Source organism: Mycobacterium sp. NGS50, from assembly GCF_059812545.1.
Genome location: NZ_JCALCW010000018.1, coordinates 48503 through 65410, shown reverse-complemented (window position 1 = coordinate 65410; position 16908 = coordinate 48503). Strand labels below are relative to the sequence as shown.

Annotated in this window: 20 protein-coding genes; 10 read left to right on the top strand and 10 right to left on the bottom strand. The window is 67.5% G+C overall.

Going from position 1 to position 16908, the window contains the following annotated elements; translation table 11 throughout:
* The first annotated feature begins 3 nt into the window (after positions 1 to 3).
* A complete protein-coding gene (locus tag AC5Y36_RS14450) occupies positions 4 to 978 on the top strand; it encodes a diacylglycerol/lipid kinase family protein (RefSeq protein ID WP_500041606.1) in 975 nt (324 codons plus the stop codon).
* Between the two features lie 287 nt (positions 979 to 1265).
* Positions 1266 to 1520: a transcriptional regulator WhiB1 gene (gene whiB1 / locus AC5Y36_RS14445; RefSeq protein WP_071027132.1), complete on the top strand. Its 255-nt coding sequence runs from the start codon at positions 1266 to 1268 to the stop codon at positions 1518 to 1520.
* A gap of 84 nt (positions 1521 to 1604) precedes the next feature.
* On the opposite strand, the gene AC5Y36_RS14440 is transcribed toward whiB1, so the two are convergent.
* Positions 1605 to 3080, bottom strand: a complete 1476-nt coding sequence (locus AC5Y36_RS14440; protein ID WP_500041605.1) for a sensor histidine kinase — start codon at positions 3078 to 3080, stop codon at positions 1605 to 1607.
* Positions 3080 to 3307: a biotin/lipoyl-binding carrier protein gene (locus AC5Y36_RS14435; protein WP_500041604.1), complete on the bottom strand. Its 228-nt coding sequence runs from the start codon at positions 3305 to 3307 to the stop codon at positions 3080 to 3082. Before AC5Y36_RS14435 ends, AC5Y36_RS14440 begins: the two co-directional genes overlap by 1 nt.
* 297 nt (positions 3308 to 3604) lie before the next feature.
* Between AC5Y36_RS14435 and AC5Y36_RS14430 the strand changes: the two genes are divergently transcribed.
* On the top strand, positions 3605 to 4312 hold the full coding sequence (locus AC5Y36_RS14430) for a hypothetical protein (protein WP_500041603.1): 708 nt from the start codon (positions 3605 to 3607) through the stop codon (positions 4310 to 4312).
* A 76-nt stretch (positions 4313 to 4388) separates the two neighbouring features.
* Positions 4389 to 4463 (top strand): 50S ribosomal protein bL37, encoded by a 75-nt coding sequence (locus AC5Y36_RS14425; protein WP_089025046.1) that lies wholly within the window; start codon positions 4389 to 4391, stop codon positions 4461 to 4463.
* Positions 4464 to 4483: 20 nt separating this feature from the next.
* Here AC5Y36_RS14425 and rsrA read toward each other — a convergent pair whose 3' ends face one another.
* Positions 4484 to 4759 carry a mycothiol system anti-sigma-R factor gene (rsrA, locus tag AC5Y36_RS14420; protein WP_500041602.1) on the bottom strand — a complete coding sequence of 92 codons (276 nt, stop codon included), beginning with the start codon at positions 4757 to 4759 and terminating at the stop codon, positions 4484 to 4486.
* Positions 4756 to 5400, bottom strand: coding sequence for a sigma-70 family RNA polymerase sigma factor (locus AC5Y36_RS14415; protein ID WP_500041601.1), 645 nt, complete (start codon positions 5398 to 5400; stop codon positions 4756 to 4758). The genes rsrA and AC5Y36_RS14415 overlap by 4 nt, the downstream gene beginning before the upstream one ends.
* A 137-nt stretch (positions 5401 to 5537) precedes the next feature.
* On the opposite strand from AC5Y36_RS14415, the gene AC5Y36_RS14410 reads away from it, so the two are divergent.
* On the top strand, positions 5538 to 6029 hold the full coding sequence (locus AC5Y36_RS14410) for a YbaK/EbsC family protein (protein ID WP_500041600.1): 492 nt from the start codon (positions 5538 to 5540) through the stop codon (positions 6027 to 6029).
* Between the two features lie 10 nt (positions 6030 to 6039).
* The gene (locus tag AC5Y36_RS14405; RefSeq protein ID WP_500041599.1) at positions 6040 to 6888 is read left to right on the top strand and encodes an SDR family oxidoreductase; all 849 of its coding nucleotides are present in this window, start codon (positions 6040 to 6042) and stop codon (positions 6886 to 6888) included.
* 79 nt (positions 6889 to 6967) lie between these two features.
* Here the strand turns inward: AC5Y36_RS14405 and AC5Y36_RS14400 are convergent, their stop codons facing one another.
* The 6 genes from AC5Y36_RS14400 to AC5Y36_RS14375 are packed head-to-tail and all read right to left on the bottom strand — an operon-like array spanning position 6968 to position 13630.
* Positions 6968 to 7807 carry an enoyl-CoA hydratase/isomerase family protein gene (locus AC5Y36_RS14400; protein WP_500041598.1) on the bottom strand — a complete coding sequence of 280 codons (840 nt, stop codon included), beginning with the start codon at positions 7805 to 7807 and terminating at the stop codon, positions 6968 to 6970.
* A complete protein-coding gene (locus tag AC5Y36_RS14395) occupies positions 7804 to 8397 on the bottom strand; it encodes a TetR/AcrR family transcriptional regulator (protein WP_500041597.1) in 594 nt (197 codons plus the stop codon). Before AC5Y36_RS14395 ends, AC5Y36_RS14400 begins: the two co-directional genes overlap by 4 nt.
* 51 nt (positions 8398 to 8448) lie before the next feature.
* Positions 8449 to 9534 (bottom strand): class I SAM-dependent methyltransferase, encoded by a 1086-nt coding sequence (locus tag AC5Y36_RS14390; protein ID WP_500041596.1) that lies wholly within the window; start codon positions 9532 to 9534, stop codon positions 8449 to 8451.
* Positions 9535 to 9552: 18 nt separating this feature from the next.
* Positions 9553 to 10389, bottom strand: coding sequence for an alpha/beta fold hydrolase (locus tag AC5Y36_RS14385; RefSeq protein WP_500041654.1), 837 nt, complete (start codon positions 10387 to 10389; stop codon positions 9553 to 9555).
* A gap of 35 nt (positions 10390 to 10424) precedes the next feature.
* Positions 10425 to 12116, bottom strand: a complete 1692-nt coding sequence (locus AC5Y36_RS14380) for a PHA/PHB synthase family protein (RefSeq protein ID WP_500041595.1) — start codon at positions 12114 to 12116, stop codon at positions 10425 to 10427.
* Positions 12117 to 12118: 2 nt separating this feature from the next.
* Positions 12119 to 13630, bottom strand: a complete 1512-nt coding sequence (locus AC5Y36_RS14375) for a long-chain-fatty-acid--CoA ligase (RefSeq protein WP_500041594.1) — start codon at positions 13628 to 13630, stop codon at positions 12119 to 12121.
* A gap of 103 nt (positions 13631 to 13733) precedes the next feature.
* Between AC5Y36_RS14375 and AC5Y36_RS14370 the strand changes: the two genes are divergently transcribed.
* From AC5Y36_RS14370 to AC5Y36_RS14355, 4 genes are all read left to right on the top strand, one after another.
* The gene (locus AC5Y36_RS14370) at positions 13734 to 14915 is read left to right on the top strand and encodes a PucR family transcriptional regulator (RefSeq protein ID WP_500041593.1); all 1182 of its coding nucleotides are present in this window, start codon (positions 13734 to 13736) and stop codon (positions 14913 to 14915) included.
* Positions 14916 to 15108: 193 nt separating this feature from the next.
* Positions 15109 to 15300, top strand: a complete 192-nt coding sequence (locus AC5Y36_RS14365) for a hypothetical protein (RefSeq protein ID WP_500041592.1) — start codon at positions 15109 to 15111, stop codon at positions 15298 to 15300.
* A gap of 199 nt (positions 15301 to 15499) precedes the next feature.
* Positions 15500 to 16744 (top strand): alkane 1-monooxygenase, encoded by a 1245-nt coding sequence (locus AC5Y36_RS14360; protein WP_500041591.1) that lies wholly within the window; start codon positions 15500 to 15502, stop codon positions 16742 to 16744.
* The gene (locus tag AC5Y36_RS14355; RefSeq protein WP_500041590.1) at positions 16744 to 16905 is read left to right on the top strand and encodes a rubredoxin; all 162 of its coding nucleotides are present in this window, start codon (positions 16744 to 16746) and stop codon (positions 16903 to 16905) included. Before AC5Y36_RS14360 ends, AC5Y36_RS14355 begins: the two co-directional genes overlap by 1 nt.
* Positions 16906 to 16908 lie beyond the last annotated feature (3 nt).

The following is a 16908-nucleotide window of genomic DNA, read 5'->3' as shown; positions in this document are numbered from 1 at the left end:
CTCGTGCGCGCCGTGCTGATCGTGAACCCCACCGCTACCTCCACCACCCCGGCCGGCCGTGACCTGCTGGTACACGCTCTGGAAAGCCGGCTGCAGCTGACCGTGGAACACACCCACCACCGTGGTCACGGCGCCGAGTTGGCGCAGGCGGCGGCCCAGGATGGGGTCGACCTGGTCATCGTTCATGGCGGCGACGGCACCGTGCACGGCGTGGTCAACGGATTGCTGGGCACGCCCGGAACGGTGCCGCAAGGACACGTCCCGGCGGTCGCGGTGGTGCCGGGCGGGTCGGCGAACGTGTTCGCCCGGGCCCTGGGCATCCCGGCAGATCCGGTCGACGCCACCAACCAACTCATCGACCTGCTCGGCGAGTATGGGCCGAACCGTAGCTGGCGGCGCGTCGGGTTGATCGACTGTGGCGAGCGCTGGGCTGTGTTCAACGCCGGGATGGGCGTGGACGGCGAGGTGGTGGCAGCGGTCGAGGCGCAACGCGCCAAGGGCCGCAAGGTCAGCGCAGCGCGCTATATCCGGGTGGCCGTGGCGGCGATGCTGACAAGTGCCCGCAGCGACCCGAAGCTGACCCTGCAACTTCCCGGCCACGACCCGGTCGAGGGTGTGCACTTCGCCTTCGTGTCCAACACCAGGCCCTGGACCTACGCCAACACCCGGCCGGTGTTCACCAACCCCGACTGCACCTTCGAGACCGGGTTGGGGGTGTGGGCAATCACCAGCATGAAGCTGATCCCGAATCTGCGCCTGGTCCGGCAGATGTTCGCCAAGGAGCCCAAGATGGCCGCCAAGCACCTCATCCGCGACGATGACGTGTCCACGGTGCGGGTCACCTGTGCCGGTGGTGATGAAGCCGGGATCGCCACCCAGATCGATGGCGACTACCTCGGTCTGCGGAGTGACATGACGTTCCGTGCGGTCCCCGACGCCCTCAGCGTCGTCGCGCCACCCGCAAAAAACCCCGCCTGAACTGCGGAGATAGCGATTCACAGGCGAAAATAACGCACAATTCGCGCTCAGTGTAGTACAAACGGGGAGTGTATCCGGCAGTGGGTCGGCCAACGGCGCCCGACGTGACATTGCCCACGGGCGCGCGAATGCTATTGACATCTGTTCAGCCTGTGAAACGATCACATTATCGGATGCAAACTGTAACGGTTCTTTGCGCCCGCTGAACAGTCGAAGAAAATGTCTGTGCGCACTGCTGTGCACAGAGCACTGCGTCGAGCAGCGCACATAGTGAGGAGTGACCAGGTATGGATTGGCGCCACAGGGCCGTTTGTCGTGACGAGGACCCGGAGCTGTTCTTCCCGGTAGGAAACAGCGGGCCCGCGCTTGCGCAAATTGCGGACGCGAAACTGGTGTGCAACCGGTGCCCGGTGACCACTGAATGCCTTGCCTGGGCGTTGGAGACCGGCCAGGACGCCGGCGTCTGGGGCGGTATGGGCGAAGACGAGCGGCGCGCCCTCAAGCGTCGCAACGCGCGGACGAAGGCCCGCACCGGGGTCTGACACCCGCGGAGACGAACGCAGCGGCCCCGGCGGACACCGCCGGGGTCGTTTTGCGTGTGCGGGCTACGACTTCCCGCTCGGGAGTCATTGCGCCAGTCGCACGCGCCGGCCGATCGGCACGCGCAGCGACATGTCGGTGCCGCCGCCGGCCGAGCCCAGCGCGTCCAGGGTGCCGTCCAGCTCGGCCGACACCAGGGTGCGCACGATCTGCAGACCCAGGCGGTCGGATTTCTCCAGGCTGAAGTCGTCGGGCAACCCGCGTCCGTCGTCGCTGACCATCACGTCCAGCCAGCGCGCCGACCGCTCGGCGCGAATCGTCACCGAACCCGCGGTGACCGCGGGGCCGAAGGCGTGTTCGATCGCGTTCTGCACGAGTTCGGTGATCACCATGATCAGCGCCGTGGCACGGTCGGCGTCCAGCACACCGAGCGCGCCGACGCGGGTGATCCGGATCGGGGTGTCCACCGTCGCGACGTCGTTCATGATCGGCAGGATCCGGTCGATGACCTCGTCGAGGTTGACTTCCTCGTTGACCGACATCGACAGCGCGTCGTGGACCAGGGCGATCGACGACACCCGTCGCACCGACTCCAACAGCGCCTCGCGGCCCTCGGTGTTGGTGGTGCGGCGGGCCTGCAGGCGCAGCAGCGCCGCCACCGTTTGCAGGTTGTTCTTGACCCGGTGGTGGATCTCGCGGATGGTCGCGTCCTTGGACAGCAGGGCGCGATCGCGGCGCTTGACCTCGGTGACGTCGCGGACCAGCACCGCCGCGCCGGCCGCCGCACCGCGCACGACCAGCGGCAATGTCCGCAGCAGCACCGCGGCGCCACCGGCATCGACCTCCAGGCGCATGCTGGACCCGCCGGCCAGCGAGTCGTGGACGTGTTCTGCGAGTTCCTGGGCCTCGAACGGGTCCGAAATCAACGGCCAGGTGACGGCGACCAGGTCATGACCCTCCAACTCGGCGGTCAGACCCATCCGGTGGTAGGCGGACAGAGCGTTCGGGCTGGCGTAGGACACCACACCGTCGACCCCGAGCCGGATGAAACCGTCGCCCACCCGTGGGCTTGATCGCGACATCGCCAGGTCTCCGATGTCGGGAAACGTCCCCTCGGAGAGCATCAGGACCAGGTCGGCCGCGCAATCCAGGTAGGCGGTCTCCAGCGGGCTGGATGCGCGCTCGGATGCCAGGGCGCTCTGGTGCGTCAACACCGCCACCACCTGATCGGCGTAGCGCACCGGCACCGCTTCGGTGCTGTGCTGGCGGGCGTCACTGTGCCGCCCGATGGTGCCGGAGTCGAACGCCATGGTCACCAGCGGCAACCCGTCGGCGGCGACAACGGTGCCCACCGCGTCGCTGACCAACACCGTGGGCGCGGTGTTGGGACGGCATTGCGCCACACAGACCAACACGCCGTCGTCGCGACGCACCCACATCAGGTAGTCCGCGAAGGACAGATCGGCCAGCAACTGCCACTCCCCGACCACCGCGTGCAGGTGGTCGACGGCGTTGCCGGGTAGGACGGTGTGCTCGGCGAGCAGGTCACCGAGGGTTGACATCAGTCAGACGGCGGGCTGATCACGGCGATGAGGTCGCCGGCCTGGATGACGTCGCCGACGGAGACGCTGACTTTGGTGACGGTGCCGGCAACCTCGGCGAGGACCGGAATCTCCATCTTCATCGACTCCAGCAGCACCACGGTGTCACCCTCGCCGATCTGATCGCCCTCGCGGACCACGACTTCCAGCACGTTACCCACGATCTCCGCGCGAACATCCTCGGCCATCATCACCTCGTTCCAACCCAGCCGGCGTTTGGCAATCCTGCCGCTCCATCGAACCACAAGGGCCCCGCGCTGGTGAGGAGGGCGTGCCGCTGACCAGCCGGGCGGCCCTGAACGGCCGGTGCCGGCCGCCACTGTGCATGCGGGATAAACGAATTCGAAGATTAATAAGCAAACCTATAGAGATCGTTCTGTGACCATGTCGCGTTTCGGATGTGATTATTGAATACCACTGTTACAGGAGCGACTTGAGGGGACTGAAGCACACCTGGTGCATCAGCAGAGGTGAGGAGTATTCCGTTGTCCATCAACAAGTTTGACACTCAGTGGACACGCAAACCGGTGAGCCGGGTGGGGCTGAGCGCGGGAATCGCAGCGGGGGTGTTCGTCATCCTCGGGTTGGCCGGCCCGGTCGCGGCGGCCGCTCCCCAGCAACCAGTACTCACCGACGACCCCGCCGTGGGCGCCGACCCCAACACCGCCGTCACCGTCGTCAACACGCTGATGGGTCCGGTGAATTCGATCCTGAATCAATTCTTCCCGGGCATCACGCCCACCGGCCCCAGCGCGGTGTCGCCGGCGGCGGGATACCCGAGTTCCACCCTGCCCGGCTATTTAGGGACGACGATGCCCGGCTACCCCGGCACCGGAGTTCCCGGCTACCCCGGCGCAACGGCACCTGGCTACCCCGGGGCGCTGCCGGGCCAGACCCCCACACTGCCCGGCCAAACGCCTACGCTGCCCGGCCAGCTGCCGGGCGTGCCCGGCCAAACGCCGGGTCTGACCAGCCCGGCACTGCCCGGCCAGACGCCGTCGCTGCCGGGGCAGACCCCGGGTCTGACCAGCCCCACGCTGCCCGGCCAGACGCCGTCGCTGCCGGGGCAGACCCCGAATCTGACCGGCCCGACGGTGCCCGGCCAGTCGCCGACCACACCGGGCCTGACCAGCCCCACCCTGCCCGATCCGGCCGACACCACGCCAGCAGATCCAACCGTCCCGGTCAGCTGACCATTCAGCCCCGTGGCTGCATTACACCGGCGGCATGAGAGAATATGCACCGGTACATCTGCAAGGAGGATCAGTCATGGCCAAGCGTGGCCGCAAGAAGCGCGACCGTAAGTACAGCAAAGCCAACCACGGCAAGCGGCCTAACGCCTGATTCTGTCGGCTGATTCTCGATCAGCCGCCGCGGATGATGATGGTGCGGCTGATCTCCAGCCGTAACCGTTCCCGGAACCCCTCAGGGGCCTTCTCACCACTGCATTTGCTGGCGATCAGCGCCTTGATTCGTTCCTCGACCCCGTAGTGCCGCAGGCATCCCGGGCAGTCTTCGAGGTGGCGTTGCAGTTTCGCCCGGGTTTCCGGGGTGCATTCACCGTCCAGCAGCGTCCATACGTCGGCGATCACGGCCGAGCAGTCGGCGTCGACGTGGGTGTCTTCGGAGTGCTCGGTCACGACGAGACCTCCTCGGGTGTGTGTTCACCGCGAATGAATCCGCGGTCCCTGGCCACGTCGGTCAACAGCTCACGCAGCTGGCGTCTGCCGCGGTGTAGCCGCGACATCACCGTCCCGATCGGGGTATCCATGATCTCGGCGATCTCCTTGTACGGGAACCCTTCGACGTCGGCGTAGTACACCGCCATCCGAAACTCTTCGGGCAGCTGCTGCAGCGCTTCCTTGATCTCGGTGTCCGGCAGCGATTCGAGCGCTTCCACCTCGGCGGATCGCAGCCCGGTCGAGGTGTGCTCGGCGCTGGACGCCAGCTGCCAGTCGGTGATCTCCTCGGTGGGATACACCGCAGGCTGACGCTGCTTTTTGCGGTAGCTGTTGATGTAGGTGTTGGTCAGGATCCGGTACAGCCACGCCTTGAGGTTGGTGCCCTCCTTGAAGGACCGGAACCCGGCGTAGGCCTTCACCATGGTTTCCTGCAGCAGATCCTCGGCGTCGGCGGGGTTGCGGGTCATCCGCAGCGCACCGCCGTAGAGCTGGTCGAGTAGCGGAATCGCGTCGCGCTCGAAACGCGCGGTGAGCTCGGCGTCCGTCTCCTGGCCCTGCGCCAGACCGACCGTGCTGTTCGCGCCAGCGGCGTCAGCCATCGCGGTCCCTTCAGTTGTCGGAGGGTGCGACACCGAGCGTTCCAGGCACGCCGTCAACACCAGCTTTCTCCTTCCGGTCGATCCTACGACTCAACAGCACCGCGGGTCACTTGCATTCCCGACGCTAACCTGAGGCCATGGTGCGCGCAGCGACCCCGGCGATCGCGGCTCTGGTCGCCGCGCAGGTACCCCACCAGGTGCTGAGCTTCCCTCGCGATCCGCATCAGGAGGCGTTCGGTGCGGAAGCTGTCGCGGCGCTGGCCGCCGACACCGACTTCGTCCCCGCGCAGGTGTACAAGACGTTGATCCTGGCCCTGTCGAGCGGTTTGGCGGTCGCGGTGTTGCCGGTGCCCTGGAAGCTCTCACTCAAAGCCGCGGCCGCTGCGCTGGGCGCGTCCAAGGCCGTCATGGCCGATGCCGCCGCAGCTCAACGTTCGACCGGCTACGTGTTGGGCGGGATCTCGCCGTTCGGCCAGCGCCGACCGCTGCCCACCGTCGTGGACGCCTCGGCACTGTGCTGGGACCGGGTGCTGTGCAGTGCCGGCAAGCGCGGCCTCGAGGTAGCGGTGGCGCCGCGCGATCTGATCTCTGTGACCACTGCGGTCACGGCGGACATCGGGGCGGCATAGGGTTGACGCCATGTCGCTCTCCGGGAAAACCATGTTCATCTCAGGCGCCAGCCGCGGCATCGGGCTGGCCATCGCCAAGCGGGCCGCCCGCGACGGCGCCAACATCGCGCTGATCGCCAAAACGGCCGAGCCCCACCCCAAACTCGAGGGCACCGTGTACACCGCGGCCAAGGAGCTGGAGGAAGCCGGCGGGCAGGCGCTGCCGATCGTCGGTGACATCCGCGACTCCGAGGCGGTCGATGCTGCGGTCGCCCAGGCCGTTGCGCAGTTCGGCGGCATCGACATCTGCGTCAACAACGCATCGGCGATCAACCTGGGGTCGATCACCGAGGTGCCGATGAAGCGCTTCGATTTGATGAACGGCATCCAGGTGCGCGGCACCTACGCCGTCTCGCACGCCTGCATCCCGCACATGCAGGGCCGCGACAACCCGCACATCCTGACTCTTTCTCCGCCGATCCGGCTGGAGTCCGAGTGGCTCAAGCCGACGGCGTACATGATGGCAAAATTCGGAATGACGTTGTGCGCGTTGGGCATCGCCGAGGAGATGCGCGCCGCCGGTATCGCGTCCAACACGCTGTGGCCGCGCACCCTGGTGGCCACCGCCGCGGTGCAGAACCTGCTGGGCGGCGACGAGGCGATGGCCCGGGCCCGCAAGCCCGACGTTTACGCCGACGCCGCCTACGCCATCCTCAACCGGCCGTCCACCGAGTACACCGGCAACTCGGCGCTGTGCGAGGACGTGCTGCTCGAATCCGGTGTGAGCGACCTGTCGGTCTACGACTGCGTGCCGGGCTCGGACCTGGGCGTCGACCTGTGGGTGGACACCCCCAACCCGCCGGGATACCGCCAGCCGTAGCGGCTCAGCGCCTCACCCCTTCAGGGATGACTCTGCGCTGACCAGACGCCGCCCTCGCACTTCTGCCTGGCGGGCAGAGTCAACGCCGGGTCAACATGCTGTGCACGGTGTCGGCGAACGCGGCGGTGGTGAAGCAGACCGGTTCGGCGTACTCCTCGAGCGTGATCGCCTCGTTCCAGCCGGTATCGGCTGCCGCGCGCAGCAGCGGTTTGGCCATCGACACGGCATGAGCCGGCATCGCAGCGACCCGCGAGCACCACTGATCGGCGGCCGCCAACAGTTGGTCGTGGGCCACCACTTCATGCACCAGACCCAGCCGTTGGGCGGTGTGGGCGTCGATGTGCTCACCGCGCAGGTAGTAGGCCAGCGCGCCCTGATAGCCCAAGCGCCTGGTCAGGGCCCAACTGGTACCCACTTCCGGGAGCAGACCGAGCCGGCCGAAGGCGGGTACGATCACCGCCTGCTCGCTGGCGATCGCCAGATCGCAGGTCAGCGCCCAGGCCAGGCCGACGCCCGCCGCCGAACCGTTGAGCGCGGCCACGAAGATGGTGTCCGAGGTGGCGATAAGCCGCGCGATACCACCGAATTCGCGACGAATCCAGCGCCACACATCGGCCGCACCGCCTGGCGGCGGGTCGGTGCGCCGCTCGGTGAACGTGCGCATCATCTTCAGGTCGCCGCCGGCGCTGAACGCGGGGTCCGCGCCGGTCAGCACCACGGCGCGGACATCCGGATCGGCGTCAAGCGCCGTCAGGGCGCGCCGCAGCTGTCGCACCAACGGCGCCGACAGCACATTGAGCCGATCCGGTTCGTCCAGCGTCACCACCGCGCGGTCACCGCGATGCTCGACGTGAACCCGCCGCGGCGCGTCCGGATCGTCGCCCTCGGCGATCAAGCTGTTGTACAGGGATTCGGTCATTCGTGCTCCTCACTGCCGGCCCGCAACGCCGCCCACGCCGCATCGGTGAACGTCTTGATCGCGCCGCGGGGCAGCTTCGATTCGCCGCCCGCAAGCCAATAGCGGGCGAACTCCTGTGCCGGGCCCAACCAGAGCGCGGCCGTGATACCGGGCTGCAGGGGCCGTAGTGCCCCGTATGCCTGGTGCGGGCGCCACCAGTCCCGGATAGCGGCGAAGAAATCGCGATTGGAGTCACGCAATTCCGCACTGTCGAGCCGGTCGCCCAGCAGCAGTGTCGCCTCCCCCGGATGGGCGGCCACCCAGCGCAGGTGGTGCGCGACGCCGCCACGTATGCCGCCTTCGGCGCTGCCATGTTCGCGCAGCATGGTGGTGAATCCGGTCTGGTAGTCGCCCATCGCCTGGGCGTACACCGCCGCCGCCAGCGCCGCCTTGTCCGGGAAGTGGTGATACAGCGCACCCACACTGACACCGGCTTCCCGCCGCACGTCGTCCAGCGTCGCGGTCAGCGCACCGGTCGCCACGAACCGCCGCCGAGCCGCTTCCAGCAGCCGTTCGCGCGCGTCGGTTCCCCGAAGACTCGGCCTGGACACGAGCATTACTCTAATAGAACCGAGAGATCCTCTGTCAAGGGTCACAGCCGGTCAGGGAGCGTTCTTGGTGGCGATGTAGTAGTAATTCGAGGGGTCCGTATCGATTTCGACGACGCTTATGTCGGCGAACCCCGCGTCGGTGAGCATGGATACTGCGAGCTGCCGGCCCCACATCGTTCCCAGCCCGACGCCGTCCAAAGCCAGCGATACCGGCATGCAGTGCATCACCGACACCGTGTAGCGGTAGGTGTTCATCGCGACACCGACGTTGTCTTCCAGCCGGCTGGACGCCTTCATGTCGGCCATCAGCAGGATGCCGCCGGGGCGCAGGGCGCGATAGATGTTCTCCAGCACCCGGGCCGGCTGAGCCTGGTCATGGATGGCGTCGAATACGGTGATGAGGTCATAGGTTTCGGTCTTGTCCAGCGCGGTCAGGTCGTGACTCTCGAACGTCGCATTCGTCAGCCCGCGATCGGCGGCTTCGCGCGCGGCCGTCTCGATCGCTTCGGCCGAGAAGTCGATGCCGGTGAACCGGCTGGCGCCGAAGGCCTTCGCCATCACGTTCACCGCGTGTCCGCTGCCGCAGCCGACGTCGGCGACATCGGCTCCCTGCCGCAGCCGCTCGGGCAGTCGGTCGACCAGCGGAAGCACGATGTCGACCAGCGCCCGATCGAACACCGCACCGCTTCGTTCGGCCATGATCCGGTGGAAGCGGGGATAGTTGCCGTAGTCCAGACCCCCGCCCTGGTCAAAGCAGGCCAGAATCTTCTGCTCCACCTCGGCCAGCAGCGGGACGTACTGCGCCACCAGCGCCAGGTTGTCCGGCCCGGCCTGGCGGGTCAGCACGGCGGCGCGGTGCGTGGGCAGCCGATACGTGCCTGCCGCGGGGTCGTAGTCGACAACCCGGGCGACTGTCATACCGCCCAACCACTCGCGCACATAGCGCTCGTTGAGTCCGGCCGCCTCGGCGATCTGGCCGCTGGTCGACGGCGGCAGGCCGGCCATCGCGTCCAGCAGGCCGGTCTGGTGCCCGAGGCTCATCAGCAGCGCCAGGCTGGCGCCGTCGATCGCGGCGGTCATGCGGTCGGTGAATTCTGCCGTGGTCTCAGCCCCAGGTGCGTTCTCACATCGCGTCATGGGCACCGATAGTAGGGCTTACGGCCGGCCACCCGGCTCGCGCAGGAAACGCTCGATGACCGGCCCCAGTTCGGCCGCGTTGTGCACGATGTCAATATGGCCGCCCCCGTGCAGGTGCAGCCGGGAGTGCGGCAGTAGAACGTTCATGATGTGCGCGTTGATGACCGGAATGATCGGGTCATCGGTGCCCGCCACGATGAGCGTCTGCTGGCGCACCGCGCGCAGCGCGAACAGACTGGTCCAGATCGCACCCGCGAGCAGTTGATGCAGATAGCCCACCTTCGATCCGGCGCGCAGCTGACGAACGAAGAGCTGTGCCACGTCCTCGCCGTGCGCACGGACAGTACCGCCGTACAGCTCGCCGGCGATGGATGCGGCATAGTCGGGATCGGAGAACCGGTGCGGCGTCAGCATCTTGGCCAGCACCGCCGGCCGCGCGGGCACCATCAGCGCGCCGGTACCCGTGGATACCAGAACCAGGCGGCGGCAGCGGCGCGGGTTCTGGAACGCGAACTGCTGCGCGAGTGCGCCGCCCCAGGAGAGCCCGAGCACGTCAACCACACCCAGGCCGAGTTCCGACAGCAGCCGGCCCAATACCCAGGCGAGGTAGGGAAACCCGTACGGCAACACGGATGTCGGCGATCCTCCGGCCCCCGGAACGTCGAATCGGACCACGGTCATCTTCCGATCGAACTGCTCCACCAGCGGATCCAGCACCTCCAGGCTGGCGCCGATGCCGTTGCACAGCACCAGCGGCACTCCGGAATCACCCCACCGCACGTTCACCCTGATGCGCTGTCCACCGGTGGCGATGTAGCGCTCTTCACCGAATTGGCTCGGCGAGACCGCCCGCAGGCGGCGCCGATGCGCTCTGGACTCGGCCACGGCGCCTACTTCTCCATCACATAGCTGCCGGGGGCGGGGCCCAGCGGCGGGTAATCGTTGCCGCCGAGCGCTTTCGGCGCCTCGATCTCGGCTCCGCTGCGTTCGGTCAGCCATCCGACGTAATCCGGCCACCACGAATCGGCGGACTTACCTGCGGCATCCAGCCACTCCTGCGGATCTTCAGCATCAACCGCACCGGCGCGGTAGGACGCCTTGGGATTGCCCGGCGGGTTGACCAGTGCCGCGATATGACCGCTGGTGGACAGCACATAGCGGTTGTCCTTGCTGCCGAGCAGCCGGGCGCTGCGATAGGTGGCCTGCCACGGGGAGATGTGATCAGCCACCCCGCCGATCACGTAGGCGTCGGCGGTGATCAGCGACAGATCCACCGGGCTGCCCAGCATGCTGGCCTCGCCCGGGGTCACCAGTGAATTGCTGACCCCCATCAGCACCATGTCGCGGTGCAGCGCGGCGGTCATCCGGGTGGTGTCGGCGTTCCAGAACAGCACGTCGAACGGTGCCGGCGGTCGGCCCTGCACATAGTTGTTGACCCAGTAGCGCCACACCAGGTCCGTCGGGCGCAGCCAGGCGAACATCTCGGCCATGGCCCGCCCGTCCAGGTAGCCCTTCTTGGCCGAGGTGCGAATCGCCGCCTGCGCGGCCCGATCGCTCATCACCGCTGAGGCGAACCCGGCTTTGGTCTCGTCGAGCACGGTCACCGCCAGCGTGAGCCCGGCGATCCGGTCCCCCTCACCGATTGCGGCCAGATGCGCGGCCGTCATCGCCGCCAGGATCCCGCCCGAGCAGGTGGCCAGCAGGTGTGTGCTGTCGGTGCCGGCGATCTTCTGCACCGCGGTCATCGCCTCCACGATCGACGCGCCGTAGGCGTCAAACCCCCAGTCTCGATGCCGGGCTTGCGGATTGCGCCACGAGATGACAAAGACCTGCTGGCCCTGCTGCACGAAGTACTCGATCATGCTGCGCCCCGGCGCGATGTCCATGATGTAGAACTTGTTGATCACCGGCGGCACCATCAGCAGCGGAATGCTACGCACCGTCGGTGTCTGCGGGGCGTACTGGATCAATTCGAACATCGAGTTCGCAAACACCACCGCGCCCTTGGTGACGGCCACCGTCTCACCCACCGCGTATGCGTCGGGTTCGACCATCGCGGGCACCCGCGGCTTGGACAGCATGTCGCGAACGAAGGCCCGCACGCCGCGCACCGCGCTGAGCCCGCCGGTATCGATCAACGCCTTCCAACCCAGCGGGCTGACCAACGGATTGTTGGTCGGCGCCAATCCCTCCACCAGGTTGTCGAGCACGAACCGCATCTTGTCGGCGTCGCGCCAGTCAAGATCGGCGTCGGCCAGCAACCCGTCGGCGGCCTCGGATGCCGCCAGATAGGCCTGCATGATCCGGTGCAGCAGCGGATTGTGTTGCCACGCAGGATCAGCGAAGCGTTTGTCGGCGCGGTCCGGAGCCCGGTGGGAGCGGCCCGCGACGACGCTGCCCAGCTCGCGGGTGAGGGCGCCGGCGCGACCGGCCAGCGCGCCGGGTTGTTGGGCCAGCTTCGTGCCGAACCGCGCCCAGGTGGCGTCCGGCAGCATCCGGCGCGCAAACGGCCGGGTGGCGCTGGTCAGCAGCAGGTCCAGCGGTGCGGCCAGCTCGTCGGGTTTGGTGATCGGAGTTGCCATGGTTATCGAGTGCTTTCGGTTGCGGGAACAGTGATTTCGCGTTTCAGGATCTTGCCGGTGGGGCCTTTGGGCAGCGCATCGACCAGCCACACCCGACGTGGATACTTGTAGGCTGCCACCCGTGCTTTGACGTACTCGCGGAGTTCGTCGGGGGCTACATCCGCGCCTTGCTTGAGCGTCACCGCGGCGCCGACGTCTTCGCCCAGCGAGTCGTGCGGGACACCGATGACGGCGGCCTCAGCGACCGCGGGATGCTCATAGAGCACCTCCTCGATCTCGCGGGGATACACGTTGAACCCGCCGCGGATGATCAAGTCCTTGGTCCGGTCGACGATGTAGAAGTAGCCGTCCTCATCGATGCGTCCGACATCACCGGTGGACAGCCAGCCATCGGAGCTGATGGTGGCCGCGGTGGCCGCGGGCAGGTTCCAGTACCCCTTCATCACGTTGTGCCCGCGGATCTGGATCTCGCCGGGCTCCCCCCGTGCGACCTCGGAGCCGTCCGGGTCGACGACCCGCATCTGCACCCCCTCGATGGGGGTACCGATCGAACCGACCTTGCGCGGCCGGTGCGGATGGTTGAATGCGGCGACCGGAGAGCTTTCCGACAGCCCGTATCCCTCCAGAACGGGGCATCCGTAGGCCTTTTCGAAATCACCCAGAACCTGGACCGGCAACGCCGCGCCGCCCGAGACACACACCCGCAGGCTGCGCGAGGCGTCCGGCGCGGCCTGATCGGCGAGGCTCAGCAGTGCCGAATACATCGTCGGCACCCCCTCGAACACGGTGACCCCGTCCCGCGCGATGACCTCCAGTGCCTTGCCCGGATCGAACCGGGGAATCAGCGTCAGCGTGGCGCCGGCCAGTACCGCGGAGTTGAGCCCGCAGGTCAAGCCGAAGACATGGAACAGCGGCAGGCAGCCCATTACGACATCGTCGGGCCCGATTTCCACCAGGGTCCGCACGCACACGTCGGCGTTGCGGCCCAGACCGCCGTGGGTGAGCATCGCACCCTTGGGCGTCCCGGTGGTGCCCGAGGTGTGCAGGACGACCGCGACGTCGTCGTCGGCTCGCTGCACCGGGCGCTCCTGCGCGGGCAGGTCGGCGATCAGGGTCGCCAGTGCGGCGTCGTCGACGACCCAGCACTGCGCGCCGGCCTGCTCGGCGCCGGCGAGGGCCTCGTCGGCGAAGGCCGGGGTGGCGAACAAGGCCACCGCACCGGTGTTGGACAGGTAGAACTGGACTTCGCGCGCCTTGAGCAGCGGGTTCATCGGAACCGCCACCGCGCCGCGGTGCATGATCCCGTAGAACACAACGGCAAACGCCGGCGTGTTCGGCAGCATCACACCCACCCGGTCGCCGGGCCGCACGCCGGCGCGCTCCAGCACGGTGGCGACCCGGGCCGCTGCCGCGTCGAGTTCGGCGAAGGTAAACGTCAGATCGGCGCAGCGCACCGCAATCCGGTCGGGGTGAAGATCCTTGGATGCGGTCAGGTTCGCGCTCAGGCTGGTCATGTTTCCAGCCTGATCCGCACCGCGTCCCCGAACAATGTCGGCGCGAACAACCGCACCGCCGTTTGGGTGTGGCGACGCACATCGGCGCCTATCGTTGCCAGATATGAGCGTCGCGCCCGATCCGCACATCGCCGAGCTCAGCAAACTCATGCTGGCCCGCGCGCCGGAGCTGGGTGCCGCGATGGCCGACCTGCTCTGCCGGGAGATCGACGCCTACCGCGACGAAAGGATCATCGCCAAGGCCGAGGTGCGCGACACCTGCGCGGCCAACCTGACGTTTGTCTTCGACTCGCTGGCCGGGGACAGCACCGTGGATGTGTCGGTCGCCGAACGCACCGGCACCACCCGCGCTGTCGCCGGCGTGCCGCTGCCGGCGGTGATGACCGCCTACCGGATGGGCTTCCGATTCATGTGGGAGCAGGCCGCCGCCGCGGCGAAGGCGGCGGGAATCCCCACCGAATCGATTCTGGACGCCGCCGCCCGCGTCTTCCTCGCCCAGGACACCTTCACCGAAGCGATGAGCAGCGCCTACCGCGAGCAGCTGACCGCGCAGATCCTGGAGCAGGAGGAGGAGCGATCGGCGCTGGTGGAGGCGTTGCTGTTCAACCGGATCACCGACACGCACAGCCTCTGGGATGCCGCCCAGATGCTGCGGCTACCCACGTCGGGCCCCTTTGCCGTCGTGGTGGCCGAACTCCCGGAGATCGGGAAACTGGTGTTGCCTGCCATCGAAAGCAAGCTCGCTGCCCGCGACATCCGCTCGGCGTGGCGATTGCTGTCGGATCTGCAGGTCGGCATCGTCCATCTGCGCAGCTCCGAGACGCTCGGCACGCTGGTCGACGTGCTGCGCCACGCCGCGACCGCCCGGGTGGGCATCAGTCCGCTGTTTGCCGAGCTGACCGATACCAGCGAGGGACTGCGGCTGGCCCGGCTTGCCGTCGCCGAGAAGGCACCGGCAGATTCGCTGGTCACGACCTTCGACAACACACCGCTGGCGATGGCGGCGGTCAGTGCGCCGGACGTCATGACCCGGGTCCGGTCCACGGTGTTGGGTCCGCTGATCGCGCTTCCCGCGGCCGAACGCACGATCCTCTTCGACACCTTCCGGGCGTGGCTGCAGGCCGACGGCTCGGCCAATGACACCGCGACGCTGGTCTTCTGCCACCCCAATACGGTGCGCCATCGGCTGCATCGCATCGAAGAGTTGACCGGCCGGTCGCTATCGCGCCCCAAAGACATCGCTGAGCTGTGCCTGGCGTTCGAGGTGCAGCAGCGGTTGCCCTGAACCCGCTGCCGGCCGGTTTGTCGCCCGGAGACAACAGCGCATCCGAAGTTCGTTCATCGGGAACGTCGCTGCGTCAGGCCGGCGTCATTAGCTTTCAAGACGAACGCAGCGCCGCGTTCCTCGACTCCCAAGTCAGCACATTCCGCACCCGAATTCAGTCGTCCCGCGCTTCGCGGAGAAAAGTGAGCCCATCATGGTGTACCTGACCATCGCCGCAATGCTTGCCCTCGTCCTGTCCCCCGCCCTGCTCCCGGCGAGCATCAGCCTCGGCCACGCCGTGCTGCGCTGGCGCGCCGCCCGCGCCGAATCGGCCGCTGCCGCTCCCGCCGCCGCGCCGGCCGGCCACCGGGCCACGGGCTACCGCGCCGTGCCCGCCACCGCCTGACAGCTGCTTTTCCCAGAACCCGACCGGGGTCGCGCCGACAAGGTGCGGCCCCGGTCGCCTGTCCGCACCTGACATGGCGTTTTGGTTCCCGGACGACAACAGAACGCCCGAAGTTGATCGGCTCACGACGTCGTCGCGCCGCGCTGCTCTTGCCAGAGTTGAAGCCACCAAGACAACCCCGTATCGAGAGGTAACCGACATGACAACGCAAACCCGTTCCGACGGTGCCGCCGGCGCCCCGGCGAGCACTTGGCGCGACAGGAAGCGCTATCTGTGGCTGCTGGGGCTGTTCGTGCCCACCATGCTGTTCCTGATGCTGCCCATCGTGTGGGGGCTCAACAGCCTGGGTTGGAACACCGGATCGCAGCTGCCGTTCTGGATTGGGCCGATCCTGCTGTACGTCCTGCTGCCGACGCTGGACCTGTGGGTCGGCTCAGACGGTCAGAACCCGCCCGACGAGGTGATGCCGGAGCTGGAGAACGACCGCTATTACCGGTGGGCAACCTACGCGTACCTGCCGTTCCAATACGCCAGCACCATCTTGGGCGCCTACCTGTTCACCGCATCCGATCTGGGCTGGCTCGGCTACGACGGGTCGCTGGGCTGGCTGGGCAAGATCGGTGTGGCGTTCTCGGTCGGCACCGTCGGCGGCGTCGGCATCAACACCGCCCACGAACTGGGCCACAAGCGGGAAACTCTGGAGCGCTGGCTGTCCAAGATCACCCTGGCGCAGGTCTGCTACGGGCACTTCTACATCGAGCACAACCGCGGCCACCACGTGCGGGTGGCCACCCCCGAGGACCCGGCGTCGTCGCGGTTCGGTGAGACGTTCTGGGAGTTTCTGCCGCGTACCGTCTTCGGCAGCGTGCGCTCGGCGGTCGAGCTGGAGGCCCAGCGGATCCGCCGGTTGGGCAAGAACCCGTGGAAGCCGTCGACGTGGCTGTCCAACGACGTGGTCAACGCCTGGCTGATGTCGGTGGTGCTGTGGGCGGTCCTGATCGCGGTCTTCGGTCCAGCACTGATCCCGTTCGTGATCATCCAAGCCGTGTACGGCTTCTCGCTGCTGGAATCGGTGAACTACCTGGAGCACTACGGCCTGGTTCGGCAGAAGACCGAGGGCGGCCGCTACGAGCGCTGCACCCCGCAGCACAGCTGGAACTCCGACCACATGGTGACCAACCTGTTCCTGTACCACCTGCAGCGCCACAGCGACCACCACGCCAACCCGACCCGCCGTTACCAGACGCTGCGCAGCATGGACGGCGCGCCCAACCTGCCCGCCGGCTACGGCTCGTTGATCGCGGTGACCTACTTCCCGCCGGTGTGGCGCAAGCTGATGGACCACCGGGTGCTCGAGCACTACAGCGGCGACATCACCCGGGCCAACATCCACCCGCGCGTTCGGGGGAAGGTCCTGGCCCGCTACGGGGCGGTGGCGGCCTGATGGCCGCCTACCGCTGCCCGGGCTGCGGCTACGCCTACGACGAGGCCAACGGCGCACCGCGGGAAGGATTTCCGGCCGGCACACCCTGGGACCAGGTTCCCGACGACTGGTGCTGCCCGGACTGCGCAGTACGCGAAAAGTTCGACTTCGAACCGGCCTGAAAA

What these genes read in the sequence shown, in the direction of transcription:
- AC5Y36_RS14440 (WP_500041605.1), bottom strand. Translation starts at nt 3,080, where the DNA reads ATGTCAACCCTCGGTGACCTGCTCGCCGAGCACACCGTCCTACCCGGC.
- AC5Y36_RS14410 (WP_500041600.1), top strand. Translation starts at nt 5,538, where the DNA reads ATGGTGCGCGCAGCGACCCCGGCGATCGCGGCTCTGGTCGCCGCGCAG.
- AC5Y36_RS14360 (WP_500041591.1), top strand. Translation starts at nt 15,500, where the DNA reads ATGACAACGCAAACCCGTTCCGACGGTGCCGCCGGCGCCCCGGCGAGC.
- AC5Y36_RS14365 (WP_500041592.1), top strand. Translation starts at nt 15,109, where the DNA reads ATGGTGTACCTGACCATCGCCGCAATGCTTGCCCTCGTCCTGTCCCCC.
- AC5Y36_RS14435 (WP_500041604.1), bottom strand. Translation starts at nt 3,307, where the DNA reads ATGGCCGAGGATGTTCGCGCGGAGATCGTGGGTAACGTGCTGGAAGTC.
- AC5Y36_RS14405 (WP_500041599.1), top strand. Translation starts at nt 6,040, where the DNA reads ATGTCGCTCTCCGGGAAAACCATGTTCATCTCAGGCGCCAGCCGCGGC.
- AC5Y36_RS14355 (WP_500041590.1), top strand. Translation starts at nt 16,744, where the DNA reads ATGGCCGCCTACCGCTGCCCGGGCTGCGGCTACGCCTACGACGAGGCC.
- AC5Y36_RS14415 (WP_500041601.1), bottom strand. Translation starts at nt 5,400, where the DNA reads ATGGCTGACGCCGCTGGCGCGAACAGCACGGTCGGTCTGGCGCAGGGC.
- AC5Y36_RS14390 (WP_500041596.1), bottom strand. Translation starts at nt 9,534, where the DNA reads ATGACGCGATGTGAGAACGCACCTGGGGCTGAGACCACGGCAGAATTC.
- AC5Y36_RS14400 (WP_500041598.1), bottom strand. Translation starts at nt 7,807, where the DNA reads ATGACCGAATCCCTGTACAACAGCTTGATCGCCGAGGGCGACGATCCG.
- AC5Y36_RS14380 (WP_500041595.1), bottom strand. Translation starts at nt 12,116, where the DNA reads ATGGCAACTCCGATCACCAAACCCGACGAGCTGGCCGCACCGCTGGAC.
- AC5Y36_RS14375 (WP_500041594.1), bottom strand. Translation starts at nt 13,630, where the DNA reads ATGACCAGCCTGAGCGCGAACCTGACCGCATCCAAGGATCTTCACCCC.
- whiB1 (WP_071027132.1), top strand. Translation starts at nt 1,266, where the DNA reads ATGGATTGGCGCCACAGGGCCGTTTGTCGTGACGAGGACCCGGAGCTG.
- AC5Y36_RS14370 (WP_500041593.1), top strand. Translation starts at nt 13,734, where the DNA reads ATGAGCGTCGCGCCCGATCCGCACATCGCCGAGCTCAGCAAACTCATG.